At 47.6% G+C, this 13,456-nt stretch carries 12 protein-coding genes; all 12 read right to left on the bottom strand.

What is annotated here, in order from left to right; translation table 11 throughout:
* Positions 1 to 142 precede the first annotated feature (142 nt).
* Genes BMZ56_RS16125 through BMZ56_RS16070 form a run of 12 tightly spaced genes read right to left on the bottom strand, consistent with a single transcriptional unit; the run spans position 143 to position 13,453 of the window.
* The gene (locus BMZ56_RS16125; protein ID WP_090628430.1) at positions 143 to 1,561 is read right to left on the bottom strand and encodes a capsule assembly Wzi family protein; all 1,419 of its coding nucleotides are present in this window, start codon (positions 1,559 to 1,561) and stop codon (positions 143 to 145) included.
* On the bottom strand, positions 1,545 to 2,789 hold the full coding sequence (locus BMZ56_RS16120) for a WcaI family glycosyltransferase (protein WP_090628428.1): 1,245 nt from the start codon (positions 2,787 to 2,789) through the stop codon (positions 1,545 to 1,547). The genes BMZ56_RS16125 and BMZ56_RS16120 overlap by 17 nt, the downstream gene beginning before the upstream one ends.
* Before the next feature lie 7 nt (positions 2,790 to 2,796).
* Positions 2,797 to 3,627 carry a glycosyltransferase family 2 protein gene (locus BMZ56_RS16115; protein WP_090628426.1) on the bottom strand — a complete coding sequence of 277 codons (831 nt, stop codon included), beginning with the start codon at positions 3,625 to 3,627 and terminating at the stop codon, positions 2,797 to 2,799.
* Positions 3,628 to 3,648: 21 nt separating this feature from the next.
* On the bottom strand, positions 3,649 to 4,209 hold the full coding sequence (locus BMZ56_RS16110; RefSeq protein WP_090628425.1) for an LbetaH domain-containing protein: 561 nt from the start codon (positions 4,207 to 4,209) through the stop codon (positions 3,649 to 3,651).
* On the bottom strand, positions 4,193 to 5,389 hold the full coding sequence (locus tag BMZ56_RS16105) for a glycosyltransferase (RefSeq protein WP_090628423.1): 1,197 nt from the start codon (positions 5,387 to 5,389) through the stop codon (positions 4,193 to 4,195). The genes BMZ56_RS16110 and BMZ56_RS16105 overlap by 17 nt, the downstream gene beginning before the upstream one ends.
* 23 nt (positions 5,390 to 5,412) lie before the next feature.
* Entirely contained in the window at positions 5,413 to 6,078 is a 666-nt protein-coding gene (locus BMZ56_RS16100; protein WP_090628421.1) for an acyltransferase, read from the bottom strand.
* A gap of 10 nt (positions 6,079 to 6,088) precedes the next feature.
* Positions 6,089 to 7,237, bottom strand: a complete 1,149-nt coding sequence (locus BMZ56_RS16095; protein ID WP_090628419.1) for a glycosyltransferase family 4 protein — start codon at positions 7,235 to 7,237, stop codon at positions 6,089 to 6,091.
* Positions 7,238 to 7,243: 6 nt separating this feature from the next.
* On the bottom strand, positions 7,244 to 8,266 hold the full coding sequence (locus BMZ56_RS16090; RefSeq protein ID WP_090628418.1) for a CgeB family protein: 1,023 nt from the start codon (positions 8,264 to 8,266) through the stop codon (positions 7,244 to 7,246).
* Positions 8,266 to 9,291, bottom strand: coding sequence for an acyltransferase family protein (locus tag BMZ56_RS16085; protein ID WP_177195174.1), 1,026 nt, complete (start codon positions 9,289 to 9,291; stop codon positions 8,266 to 8,268). Before BMZ56_RS16085 ends, BMZ56_RS16090 begins: the two co-directional genes overlap by 1 nt.
* Positions 9,288 to 10,919, bottom strand: a complete 1,632-nt coding sequence (locus tag BMZ56_RS16080; RefSeq protein WP_143072946.1) for a hypothetical protein — start codon at positions 10,917 to 10,919, stop codon at positions 9,288 to 9,290. The genes BMZ56_RS16085 and BMZ56_RS16080 overlap by 4 nt, the downstream gene beginning before the upstream one ends.
* A 9-nt stretch (positions 10,920 to 10,928) precedes the next feature.
* Complete coding sequence (locus tag BMZ56_RS16075) at positions 10,929 to 12,089, bottom strand: glycosyltransferase family 4 protein (RefSeq protein ID WP_090628413.1); 1,161 nt, start codon at positions 12,087 to 12,089, stop codon at positions 10,929 to 10,931.
* Complete coding sequence (locus tag BMZ56_RS16070; protein WP_090628412.1) at positions 12,086 to 13,453, bottom strand: lipopolysaccharide biosynthesis protein; 1,368 nt, start codon at positions 13,451 to 13,453, stop codon at positions 12,086 to 12,088. Before BMZ56_RS16070 ends, BMZ56_RS16075 begins: the two co-directional genes overlap by 4 nt.
* Between the last annotated feature and the right edge of the window lie 3 nt (positions 13,454 to 13,456).

The following is a 13,456-nucleotide window of genomic DNA, read 5'->3' as shown; positions in this document are numbered from 1 at the left end:
GTAACCGTAATGTGGGGACATTGCTGGGCGATGACCGACATCGTCGGACCTCCCACGTAGCCCGCTCCGATGCAACAGATATTCTTTACTTCCATTGGATTTATTTATTCTTCAATGAGTCTATTTTTTTAATGAGTTATTGTTATAGGCCTTTCAGTTGATAGCTGATTCCTAATAACCCCCCAACGTTGTTATAAAATCCACCTGTATCATAGGCTATGCCAGCGGAAATTTGTAAACCTTGCACTTGTTGTATATCAGCTTTTATTTCATGAATCGTATACAGCTGATTTTGCGGAGAGGAAGTAATAAAATTATTATGTGTACCAAAGTTACGAGTAAACGTAATCAGGGTACGTGCGGTGATAGTTGAACTATAGCGATGTAACATTCCGAAATGCCCGCCGATAATTCGATTGTTGATGAAGTTCGTATTACCCAATGAGGGGTCTTCGTCATGACGCCAGTCGACCGCAGTAATTGGAAGAAAATTTGAACCTCGATAACGGCTGAGAAATAGCGGTGTGCCGATATTTTGGTAATGGTATTCCCAGCCGGTTGCGTAGACTCCATTGTTGTAATAACTTTGAAGTTGGGCGTTCTGAAAGCTTTCCATCTGCTTTGTATAAATGAATTCAAAGAGTAGCCGATCCAGCCAATGATGTTCTTTGAATGTTACATTCAGACCACCCACCCGGTCAATATTGCGAATATCGATTCCCATTCCACTTTCAAAGGGTACCTGGAAATACATATGAAATAATGCATCATCGATTTCTAAATCTCCACCAAATTCGATCAATCCCCGCTGATCACCTGCGCGGTTGGGGCGTATCTCGCCGGATACACTTCCATCGTTAGCTTCTTTTGCAAAAAGTACATCGAAAAAGCCCTTCCACGACCGGTCTAAACTAAAATTCCCACGTTCACCTCCCCATACACCGAAATGTTGCAAGCCACCGTAGACCTTGAAGGGGCCTTTTCCGAACTTGGCATAGAACGTTTTTTCATGCAGCCAAGCTCGTTTCATAGACTGCTCGTTGCCCATCCAGCCATGGCTGATTTGCCCTTTTATTTGTAGCCAGCCGTTTGTGAAAGGTACAGGTGTGTATTCGGGTAGGGCCAATCCGATTTTGGGAATTGGCAATGCATTGCCGCTGATGCCCAGTGAGCCTGTGGACAATAATGGATCCACATCGCCAAGGACTTCCTCAAAGCGGCCGCCTCGGAATTCCAGCGCGCCATACCTCACTTTCAGGTACCCCTGTTGGATGATTACCCGGTTGAAATGGTTGTTATTGACGACATTCGCTCCGTACTCGATGCGGAAATCGTGGTTTCCGGTCGGCAACGTATGGGTGTTTCCTATTCCCGCATAAGTGGCTAAGTCCGCTCCCTCGTCACTGAGCAAGCCGAATCTGTTGGAGGTAATCCACAGTGGTTGATACCCTTTCGATGCAAGGGTTGCCATCGTACCAACTTGCAATTTGAGGGTATCGACTGGCTGTGCGAAAGCCGTTGTCGATAGGAGTAGGAAGGAAAGACTAAGTTTGTTTTTCATAAGTTGTCAACTTTACCAAGTGTCGCTCAAATTCCTTCAACAACTGGTCTTTGCTCAAAAAACGTTCCGCATATTGGCGTGCCCGTTCTCGAAATGGCGTGAGGTCCTCGTTCAGAGCCTGCTGCAAACCCGTAGCTAGTGCCTCTGCCGATTCGGGCTCGATGAGGATGCCTAGCTGATGCATATACATGATGTCGTGCAGGGAAGTGCCGGGCACGGCAGATACGATGGCGCAACCACCGGCAGCTAAGATCCCGGTAAGCTTGCTGGGCATCACCAAATCGGATGCGGATTTTTTTTGTAGCACGAGATGTACGTCGGCGGTTGCCAGCAGGGCAGGTAGTTTTTCATAGGGTTGGAGTGGATAGAACTGTACTTGTCGCAAGCCTGCCCGATCAGCCATGTCCTTAAGACGGTCGCGCGCACCACCCGAGCCGCAGATGATGAAATGCACGTTCGGCCTATCCCTGAACCGTTCTGCAGCATTGATGATGATTTCCAGTCCCTGCTTTTCGCCCAGATTGCCCGAGTAGAGGACGACCCGATCTTCCATGGGAATGCCCCATTCGTTTCTTAGCGAATCTTCCCTGGTGAGCGGTTTGATTACATCCTCATCCACCCAATTGGGAAACATCACATATTTCGATTCAGGTACTCCTTTCGCGAGGATTTTCTTCTTCATTCCCAAACTGATGGACGATACGGCATGGCTCTTGTCCAACAGGTATTTTTCTGCTTTGAACAGTAAGTCCAATGCCTTTTTGTTATTGATCATGCCAAGTTCCTTTGCAGCATCCACCTGTAGATCCTGGATATGGGTGATCAGCTTGGCACCCCGTAATTTAGCATAGGAAGCGGCAAAAAAGCCGAGGTGAAACGGGGGGGTAATGTTTATGACGATATCATACCGTTTCTTCAGTAACAGGCCGAACCATTTGGGAGACACCCCGGCGAGGAATGAAAACTCGTGCAGGATACGCTTCTTCGCTGTTACACGCTTCGGCACATAGAGTGGCACACGGTATACGGTTACCCCTGCGATCTTCTCGGTCGTCCATCCAGTTCCCTTATAGGCTTGATGTATTTTCCACTCGGGGTAGTACGGCTTTGCGGTGACGACGGCCACGTCATGCCCTTGGGCAGCAAACCAAGCTCCCATCTCACCGGTATATTTGCCGATGCCGGTCAGTTCAGGAGAATAGTTGATGCCGAAAATAAGGATACGCATGAGGAGATTATTTGGGGTTCGTTTGCTGTTGGATTAATTCCCGTGTTTTCAATACAATGAAATATTCATAAATCGATTGAAGTGTTGCATAGGTTGTGCCCGCATGCCCATCTAAAAAAGCCCGTCGCCCAATGACCATATAGAGCCATTTGATAAACGGCCTGCCGGGCATTTTATAAAACAACCCCTTTTGATGAAAACGTTTTTCGGTGAAGTCTTTGCTAAACAACGCCTTTCTCAATGAAAAGGACGTTCCTTTATTCAAGTCTTCCAATCGCATAGCTGCCTCCATGTCTGCATATCCGAGGTGCCGCTGCAGCCAATAGCGGACGCCTTTGCTGAACGGATAATGATCTAGGTAGCCGGATAATCTTCCGACAGCGCCGTCTGGTATCGAAACGGGGTTGACCAATCGCTCATAACGCATTTTCTCGGGTCGGAATAACCGTAGGTAATATGGGGATATCTGAGCATGTTTCAGCCATCTTCCATTCCAAGCGAAATCCCGGCGTTGGATTTCAAAAGCGGCATGGTCGGTGCGCGTCTCTTCGAAATGCAAAAGGTTCTCTCGTAGCCCGTCTGACACCCGCTCATCGGCATCGATATACAAAACCCAAGGGTGTTTAAAAGGAATGTTGGAAAGCCCCCAGTTTTGATGGGCCGCCCAATTGTCAAAGCGGCGCTGTGTAATGGTTGCACCATAGCTCTTCGCAATATCTATGGTTTTGTCGTCGCTAAACGAGTCGAACAGGTGGATGTCGTCACACCAAGCGACCGAAGCCAAGCAGCCTGGTAAATCCTGCTCTTCGTTTTTTGTTAATATGAGTACAGAAATCATGTTCTTTGAGTTACTTGACAACTAGTCGTCAACCATTATCCGTTCCTTTATAGGTTTGCATGGATGACCGGCACAGATCATCCATGGCGGCATATCCTTGATAACCACCGCACGTGCGCCAATCACGGCGCCTTCTCCAATAGTCACCCCGGGATGAATGAAACACTCTGCAGCTACCCAAGCCCTGTCGCCGATAACAATCGGTTCGGTATAGAGCGGGTGCCCTTTGCGTGTGTAGTCGTGTGTCCCCGTACAGATATTGGTGCCTTGTGAAACGATGGCGCGGTAACCGATTGTTATTTTTCCCTGGGAATAGAGCTCCACGCCGCTAGCAATCCCACATTCTGCACCGAGTTCAAGATTCCAGGGTGCCCATATTTTTACGCGGGGATAGACATGGGTGCCCCTCGCTATTTTTGCACCGAACAAACGAAGTAAAAACGCGCGCCATTGATGAAATGGACGAGGAGAATACCGGAATAGTAACGTATAGACAATCCCCCAAAGCACTCTCAGTAACCGGTTTGAAAGAGAAAACGATGCGTCGGTATACGTATCTTTGTGGTTATGTGACTGCGTCATCGTATTTAACGTTTAATGTATTAAACAATGACATTGCAGCTTGGTCTACCGTAAAGCTCATTTCGAAGATTCTTTTTGACGCCTGCGCTAGTTCGTTTTTTTGGTCATGACTCAACGCATGCCATTGTTTGAGTAAATTATAAGTTCCCGAAGCCGAATCTTCTGCAACAAGCCCTCCGCCTCCGGCTACTATTTCGCGCCAAATGTTTACCTTATCACTGATTAACACGGGCTTTCCGCAAGCCATTGCTTCTACGATGGCAATACCGAAATTCTCTTGATGGCTGGGTAGTACAAATAGTTCACATCCATACAGTGCTCCCCATTTGAGGTCTCCGGTCAGCATTCCAACGAACGATATTTCGGAAGTGGGGTTAGCCAGTTCGATCATTTCTTTGCCATAAGTGGTATCCAATCCGGGACCGGCAATGACCAACGGTGGAAGCATGCCCGTTTCGGTAAGCAATTTTTGATACGCTTTAATCAATAAGTCGATCCCTTTTTTTTCGTGGATCCGACTTAAAAAGAGCCAATAAGGCTGATTCGGATCGATGCTATAAGCCACTTGAAACTCATGGGCAAGCTTGGCCGAATTGCGAGGTGCCGCCGGTATGCCGTAACCCACATTCAGTTCCTTCCGGGGTTGATAGCGGTCAAATGTTTGGCGGGCCAGCAGCAATTCCTCTTCACAGGTGAACAATATGCCGTCGGCATGGTTGACGATAGGTCGCTCTATAAGCCACCACAACAGCCAATTGCGAATCGCTTTAAGCCGACGGCTAGAGGCTCTTTGGAAATAGGGGTCAAGCATGCCGTGTGGCATAACATAGAGTGCTGGTATCCCCTTGCTTTCGGTCGATTTCCGATACCGCTGCACTATTTTATGGGTGGCGTAGCTGTGGTATTGCCACAAGCCATGGACGATCAGTGCATCGTAACGGTGTATGTTTGCAAGCAACCAATGTTCGAGGCGGGGTTGGTACGCCCACGGGGTTTTGCCCCGGCCCAACGCATGGATGGTGAAGGAATCTTGCCCGATAAAGTCTGCTGTCGGATCGTCGAGACAAACGACCTCGTTTTCGATTCCCATCCGTTGGAGGGCGGGAATCGAGTTCCGGATACCTTGGCTTGGCCCACCTTGCCGCGGGTCCATGCTCGTTATGATACGTAATGTTTTCATTTAGCAACCTGCGTTTTTAGTGATCAAAAAACAAACCCTTCTTGTCGGGTGAAATATTGGTAATCCTTATCCATGTATTTTACCAAAGTGGCCGGAACACCTGCATAGAGCCCCCATTCTTCGCCTTGGGCCTTGTTGAGTAACGATTTGGCTCCCAACACGGAATAGCTGGGAAGTTTCGCTCCTCCCAGTACCACTACATTTGTACCCACAAAACAATAATCGCCAATGGTGATAGGGATGCTGTCCTGCCGGTTATGGCGAATATCGATGGAATGTGTAAGGAACTGAGACCGGTATCCGGCGATGGTTGAAAAACGACCGATGTGAATGCTGTTTGTGCAGTCCAGGTGATGGTGCTTCGTGATGGCCGAATGATCGCCGACAATAAGCTCGGACCGGCGTTGATCGGATTGGTGTGCAAAATGTTTCGATGGCTCAGAACTCGGAAACCCAGTGATCCAATTGCTCCGCCCAACCGACACACGTTCACCGAGTTCTATGTAATCTAAGTGGATTCCTATGGTAAAATGCCCAATCTTGGCTCGCTCTTTCATAACAAGTTTGCCGGGAAACACCCAAGCCCATCCGATATGTGCTGTAGGGTGGATGTCATAGCCAAACCAATAGTGTAGCAATCGACGGCGTAATCCCCATGGTAAAAAGAACGTAATGAGTTTTTTTAGCATAGCTTGTGTACTATTCCTTGTATAAATCAATGAATTCCTTAATCAGCAAATCGTTATCGAATCGTTTGCAGTTTTCGAAACCCTGTTGTATCAATCGTGCCCTGACCGAAGGCTGTAATACCTGAAGAAATGCCTCTGCAAATGCTTTCTTGTCGAGTGGATCGGCATGTAACGCGGTGCCATTGCTGATTTCCGGCATAGGTTCAATGTCGCTCGCTACTACAGGCGCACCACAGGCCTGTGCCTCGATCAAGGGCCAACCGAATCCTTCGCTAAGCGATGGGAAAATGAATGCTTCGCAGGCGCTGTATAGCGCGACCAATGTTTGATGATCCGGTTTGACTACCGAGATCACCCGGTCGGACAATCCCAGATTTTTAATGTGTCCAGCTAATGCTGCGTCGATCGGTTGGCCAGCGAAACAAATGAGACCCTTCCACTGGTTGCCCACCGCATTGATCATGTTGACTACCATCTGTCTGTTTTTTCTGGGCAATGCGGAACCTACATGCAAGACATAGGGTTTATCGGATGGAATGCCGCACCGATCGAGGTGTGGTATGCATTTCAATCGTTGCATCGGTGCAAAAGGTGCATTGAATGAATTGTGCACAACTTTCCATTTTTTGTCCAGTTGGTGGTTTGCACTTGTCGAGAGCGCATACAGCTGGTTCATGGTGAACTGCGAAACGCTGGCAAGTCGGTTGGCGGTGAGCAGATTTTTTAAGATCCACTTTTGGAGGATGACGCCGGTTTTGCTGGCAGTGCAATAGGCATCCTGGTAGCCCAGAGCTCCTCGTATTGCTAAGACATCGTGGCAGGTAATCCCGGTCCTTGACGGCGGCAAGGAAGCAAGGTAAGGCGCGTTGGAGTGATCGCAAATATGGAAAAATACGGTTTTTTTCCGGTATTCGGCGCGGAGCAGCCTCAGCCGCAGGATAGCCGGAAATAGTACCCATTTATCCAAGTATCCGAGCCACTTGCCGATTCCGGTAGTCGTCGATTTCCATCCTTTAGCGAAGAATACGGGAGGATTCCACAGTTTTACCGGAATTCGCTGCGATGACAGTCCTTGTCGGAGATTCAACGCATACTTGCGCATACTTTCCTGTTTATCGGGTAGATAGTTGCTGATGAGTATGATTTGACTTACGTTCATATCCGACTAGAAGTTCAATTGCTTGAGAATAGCGGTGCAGATATCCTCATTTCCCACTTTCAATGCCCTCACCTTGTTGTATCCTGCCTTTCGGATGTTTTCTCGCTGTTCATTATCTGCGAGTAGACGCTTACACACGTCGATGCATTCATCCGCGTCGTCCCAGAAGACCGCTTCTTGGTTTTCTGTGTACATATCGAGGTGGATGGTTGTCCGTTTTGCGCAGAGCAGTCCGCCGGTATAGGTGGTTTCGACGGATCTACGGGTATGCAAGTCGCGGTTTCCTTGCGAAAGCATGCCGATGCAGATTTTTGCTCCTTGGATGGCCGCCACGTAGTCTCGTCCACTAAGAGCCGCACCTCTGTAGTGGGCTTTCAAAGCATTCCAATGAGGAGACTTCGGCCAACGTGCACCCCAGATGCTGACAGGGATACCGGCACGGATGAGCTTCAGCAGAAATTCGTCGCGTTTCTCGTGTCGCATCCAGGTGCCGATGAATGCAACATCTGATGTAAACTGGACAGGAATTTCCGAAGGGCGATCAAATGGTTTATGGGCTTCTTCATCATATGACATATATACCCGTAACACTTGACGTGCGCCATAATGTAATAACTCGCCTTCGTCTTTTTCTAACCGCACTATACACAAGTCGTAGTAAGGGAGTGCTTTACGTAGGGAATCAAATCGGCGGCCGTCCCGTGTCCCAGTGGGGTCGTCATTGTTATAGAGGACAATTGGTGCTCGCAGTGTTTTCAGTACATGCAGACTTTTCTTACCCAGGAGTTCACCGCCATTCACCCAAATCAGATCTGGATTCACGGCGTTGATCTGTTGTTTGAGAAAATTAGCCACTTGGTGCTGCAGCAACTTATATCCGGTCCTGAAATGTAATTTGTGCATCAAACTCGACCTCAATAATGTTTCCGGGTCGATGAGGTCTACCCGATGACCTAAACGTTTCAGCGCCATCGCGCGATGGTACGAAGTGCTGTGAGAGGAATTGTTGCCTATATAGAGAATGTTCATTATCGTAATTTTATCCGTTTTATTAATTGATGGGAGGGCCGCTCCACCAAAAGGTACATTACATAGCAAAACACCAGTACCACGATGAGTTTGAGTATATGGGCGAAAACGCTCTCTGGTTGGATCCAATGGAGGTACAAGTCGACAAAAATCATATGGAAGAGGTAAATGGAATAGCTCCATTTACCACCATTTTCCAGCCACTTGATGGGTCGATGGGCTGTATAGTAACTGATTTCAGTAGCCATCCATACGTAACAGAGGTAACTGAAAGCGGGAATAAATGTGATTTTATAGGACACCGCGAAGTGGAACCGGAGAACAGAGCATGTCATCGCCACTAGCCAAACCAATACCCTGAGTAGGACTACTTTTTTGAATGCTGTATCACTATTGGCGATCTTATCGAAGTGTACAGCTATGCGTACGCCCATTAACCATGCCGGAAAGCCGAAAATCCAGTTAAGCAGGTGGTTGGGTGTATGGAAATTAGCGGTTTCTTTAACCTTATGCTGGAGGAGGACGTTAAAATCGTTGGTGAACCAGCCAATTGCTAGTAGTGCCAGCATAATGCTGCCAACGATAAGGATATCAACATTTTTCGGCTTACTGATGAGATGTCTGTATAATAGTGGGTAAAAGAGATAGTAAATAATTTCGCAATACAGACTCCAGACGACGAAAGGTACCTTTAGTCTAAACATCCAGCACAATAAAAACATCACCAAAAGCGGCAATACGATCCGAAGTAATCGCTTGCTGTAGAATTCAGACACGTGTAATGGCTTGCCATTCCGATAAGGAAAGTGGATCACGAAGCCCGATATAACAAAGAAACCTATTACAGCGGCAATACCCACGAAGGTGTTGGCGAGGGTCAACTTAACCGCCATAGCGATGATGCTTGGGTCGGAACCGAGTTCGTAATCGGGAATAAATCCGCTATGGCCAATCAACACGACGGTTGCTAACATAAAGCGGATCGAATCCAACCCATAAACCCATGTATTCCTAGCGTTAATCATATAAAAATCCTTCGCAGCTGTCGTGTCAAATAAAATAATGCCAAATAAAGAACAACCAATTGGGGCCATGTCCGGAATAGGAATGGAATGAAGTTGATAGGGTTTTCGATGTTGCCGGAAAGCAATCCTACATGGCAAAAAATCTCTGGTAGGAAGACCAGTGAAACGATGCTAAATTTGCCATTGTAATAAAGTAAGTCGATCAATAGAAAACAGGGTATGAGCGTGACAAACATAATAAGTAGGTAAAACCACCCAAACGCCGCCATACCTACTCCGGCAAAGTGACCAACACGGTAACCGCCCAGATAAGCCTTGTTGCCAGTTGACAGCGCTAATAAGTAATCGCCATAAGAAGTTCCGATAGCGCCATATTTATCGATCGTAATTCCTAAGAAGTTCAACAGCGGAGCGGGTAGAATAGCCAATGTACGCTCGATGCTATAGTTGAACATCAATTTATTTTTTTCGGGACTATCCAACCGGTAATAGTGCTCTAGGCTCGCATCCACAAATTTGAGGTTGGAAAACCGGGCAACAAATATATTATTGAAATAATATTCATCCCAATCCGTCAATGGATTGTTTTTCGTATCCATTGCTGCGGATTTATAACGGTTGAGCAATTCTTTGTCGTTGTATGTGTCGAATGTCATTGCCAGCAATTCAGTAGGATTCACCTCTCCGCGTTGGCTTCTGGTAATCACCATGGCTGTGCCAAGGTCACTAAGCGGTCCCGTAATCACCCAGAAGGCGGCCGCAAGGCCAATTGTATTTCGTAAGGTAAATACATGGGGTGAAAAGGTACCCAACAGTAATCCCAGTAAGTAAGCAAGGCCCAAGCCGGTCAGTCCCATCATGAATGCTCCACGGGAATTGAGCAAGACGCCGATCGCTAATAGAAAGCATATATAGCCAGCGATAAGTAACTTTGGAGTATCATATTGTTTTCGGGTATACAGTGGAGACAGCATCATAAACAAGGGGGCATAGGCATAGATTTGGAACCCTTGTAGTAATTTAATAAGTATGCCAGTGTTCGCAGCCCCCTCATTACCCAAGCCAAGGATGCGGGTTGCAGACATGCCCAAGATACCCACGATCCCCATAAGCCATAATTGGTAAGGGGATGGCGTATTGTATAAATAGGTCTTTGTCTTGAAAAAGCGCGCTAAATAAGATCGGATGTACGAGAAATGGGCTTTATAGACCAAAAAACTTCCCAGCATCGCCAAGAAGGCCAAAAAATTGTGGAGGAACACACTGTTAGGATAATTTAGATTGAATACCAGTGGTTTACCTTCCATAAGTGTTAAGACCGGAGGAATCCAGAATTGGGTGAATGCGAAACCAATCAGCACCATACTGCTCAGGGTATTTTTTTTTAACGAAATTGGCAGTAACACGTATCTGGAGCAGAGTAACCATCCTATAAGGCAACTTACGCAACCGGGCAGTTGGGCGTAACTTGGAAAAATGAGGAGCTGGATGGCCATGGCAACAACCAAAACAATAGAGAGCCATTTCCGAGACGCTGTCAAGAAAGTAGCGGATCTCCGACGCATGCCTACAGGCATCCCTTGCGAGAAGCCCGTGAAAGGAATGACTTGTTGTTTCGATGTTGCCATGCAGAATTGCTAATCAATGGTCAACGATTTGATTACCTGGGTGTACTGGCTTCCATAGTGGTCCCATCCACCCAATGACTTAACTTTTTCTAATGCATTTTCCCCCAGCTGATCTCTCAGATAAGGCTCGTCGGCGAGCTGCTGCAAGCGCGCGAGAATATCTTCAGCCGACCGGATAGGAACAACAAATCCTTCTATCCCATCCGTAATCAGGTCCTCAGCACCTGTATGCTGTGTAGCGATCACCGGACATCCACAGGCCATAGCTTCTCCTTGTACCATGGCCAATCCCTCTTCAATACTTGAGAGTACGAAGACATGGGATGAACTATAGATGTCTGGTAGGGATGCATTTGCTACCTGTCCCATAAACCGAATATGTTCAAGTGACTCCCCATTGAGCAGTGATTTTACCTCAGCTGATACGTTGCCGATGACAAGGAGTTCTTTATTGGGGTGAGAAAAGCGTTGGAACGCTTTCAATAGATACATGAAGCCTTTCCGAATGGTGATCGCGCCGACCCACAATATCCTGAACCGGTTCTCGAGCGGATGTTGCGTGCGACTGAATCGCTCCAACCGGGCTCCATAAGGTACCTTATGCAATTTATCAGGCGAAACACCTTGGCTTACAAAAGACTGTCGAACAAATTCAGAGGGGACGGTAATCGCATCAGCTTGGTGGTACTCTAATTGCTCTTTGTGGATAATCTTTTTATCGATGCCGGCAAAAGGAATGCTCCACCGGGCATGTTCTTCACGGAGCAGCTCATCCTGATAGTTGATATGTGACGAACCCCTATCGCAGATATATACACCTCCTAACCCTTGGATTTTGGTACCCGCATGCAACCCAGTGGATGACAGCGAAACCAGTACGCCTGGCGCATGGAGCCGGGATGCCACGAATCGATCTAATGAATCATGTGCCGCCCAATACCACCACTTGTTCAGCATAGCGAAGTTACTGAGTCCGATACGTGACCGAAACATGTAAGGCGTATGCAGCCAGGGGAAAGACCGGATTTTATCCTTGGGAATACCCGCCTCGTCGCGCAGCTTGAAATGCGGATATCCCGTGTAAATGCGGTTCAACAGTCCATGCTTTTCCAACTGGCGTGCCAGGTGAAAATGATGGAATCTGCCAATACATATTTGGGTGACGTTCATTTGCTTATTTTGCCAATTTTTTTGAAAAAGACCGCCGAATCGCTCCATATTCCCTTGGGTAACTGCCAAACATACTGTCCAAGGTAGCGGCAGCTAACGGGTAGCACGACGGCTACCATAATGATTTCGAGCGCTAAGCTGCCCAAGGCTGCTCCTACGAGGCCGTGTGAAAGGCAGAGGAAATAAGAAAGCCCTACCGAGATCACGGATCCAGCTAGTCCTGCTAATACCAACACATAAGGCTTGTTTACTGCTCGGAATACCATACTGGCCGTCCACCATAGCGCATTAAAACCGATGCCGATGATGAAAATCTGCCACATCAGGGGTGGTGGGTCGAGCGTATGCTTCGTCCACCATGCGTACCATTGAGCGCCGAATAGCCCCAATAGCAACATGCCAAGAACGGCGGTGCCCAGTACGAGTGAAAGCGACCGCCTGAAGAGCAATCGCGCAATATGTAGTCTGCCGATCGATAATTCATACTGCAATTCAGGAAAAACAGTACCATTGACCATGTTGAACAGCTGGTTGACAGACCGGCACACTGTCCTTACCGTGTTGAAAAGGGCCACGGCTTCAGGGCCTAGTGTGATACGTACTACAAATGTGGTTCCTTGAAAGTAAACGGACTGCCAGATGGGGGAAAGTAGGTATCCGAATCCCTTCTTTGCCACCATCGTCATATCCGATTTGACTAGGTAACCTTTGGAAATGTAATTTTCATCGGTTTTCAACTGCACTGTAGCTTGCCAACCGAAGTATGCATTGAATACGATGGCAATTCCAAACGTAACGACCGCTACGGAAACGATACCGCCACCGAGGGTGAGCGCTAGAATGCTGCCTACGATTTTCAGTAATGCGTAAATACTAAGCAGGTTGATACTCCGTGCGGCGTGCCGCGCGGCGCGGAAATGGGCCTCATACAACTGCTGGAAAAAATCGAGTAATTTGGCCAGCATCAGGAAAGATACGGCCAATATTGCATCGCTGCGTACGATTAATGTCTTTGCAAAAACACCGTAATAGTCCAGCAGTCCTATCACAATACCCCCTAATAGGATACTGACCAAAATGCTGGTCGAAATCAACCGGCGACCGCTTCGGTACACATTTGCGGCACCCTGGTAGTCCTTGGCGCCGTACCGAAGTACAAACGTATTGGCTGCTGCAGAACCGATACCTAGGTCGGAGAGTCCGATAATGGTCGGAAATATCGTCAGCGTAAGCCATTCACCGTAATATGCCGCCCCCCAAGCAGAGATGAAGAAAGGCACCAAAGCAAGTTGCTCAAAGACCCGGATGAGTTTTTGAAATACTGTTGCCAGTCCGTTTTTCAGCAAATTTTTTTTCAAAGACATGGC

It is taken from the genome of Parapedobacter indicus, from assembly GCF_900113765.1.
Taxonomy (GTDB): Bacteria; Bacteroidota; Bacteroidia; order Sphingobacteriales; family Sphingobacteriaceae; genus Parapedobacter; species Parapedobacter indicus.
Note: the sequence above shows the minus strand (reverse complement) of the source record. Positions and strands in the feature narration are given on the sequence as shown.

Bases quoted from the DNA above. Each gene is read 5' to 3' on its own strand.
- BMZ56_RS16125 (WP_090628430.1), bottom strand. From the start codon at position 1,561: ATGAAAAACAAACTTAGTCTTTCCTTCCTACTCCTATCGACAACGGCT.
- BMZ56_RS16120 (WP_090628428.1), bottom strand. From the start codon at position 2,789: ATGCGTATCCTTATTTTCGGCATCAACTATTCTCCTGAACTGACCGGC.
- BMZ56_RS16115 (WP_090628426.1), bottom strand. From the start codon at position 3,627: ATGATTTCTGTACTCATATTAACAAAAAACGAAGAGCAGGATTTACCA.
- BMZ56_RS16110 (WP_090628425.1), bottom strand. From the start codon at position 4,209: ATGACGCAGTCACATAACCACAAAGATACGTATACCGACGCATCGTTT.
- BMZ56_RS16105 (WP_090628423.1), bottom strand. From the start codon at position 5,389: ATGAAAACATTACGTATCATAACGAGCATGGACCCGCGGCAAGGTGGG.
- BMZ56_RS16100 (WP_090628421.1), bottom strand. From the start codon at position 6,078: ATGCTAAAAAAACTCATTACGTTCTTTTTACCATGGGGATTACGCCGT.
- BMZ56_RS16095 (WP_090628419.1), bottom strand. From the start codon at position 7,237: ATGAACGTAAGTCAAATCATACTCATCAGCAACTATCTACCCGATAAA.
- BMZ56_RS16090 (WP_090628418.1), bottom strand. From the start codon at position 8,266: ATGAACATTCTCTATATAGGCAACAATTCCTCTCACAGCACTTCGTAC.
- BMZ56_RS16085 (WP_177195174.1), bottom strand. From the start codon at position 9,291: ATGATTAACGCTAGGAATACATGGGTTTATGGGTTGGATTCGATCCGC.
- BMZ56_RS16080 (WP_143072946.1), bottom strand. From the start codon at position 10,919: ATGGCAACATCGAAACAACAAGTCATTCCTTTCACGGGCTTCTCGCAA.
- BMZ56_RS16075 (WP_090628413.1), bottom strand. From the start codon at position 12,089: ATGAACGTCACCCAAATATGTATTGGCAGATTCCATCATTTTCACCTG.
- BMZ56_RS16070 (WP_090628412.1), bottom strand. From the start codon at position 13,453: ATGTCTTTGAAAAAAAATTTGCTGAAAAACGGACTGGCAACAGTATTT.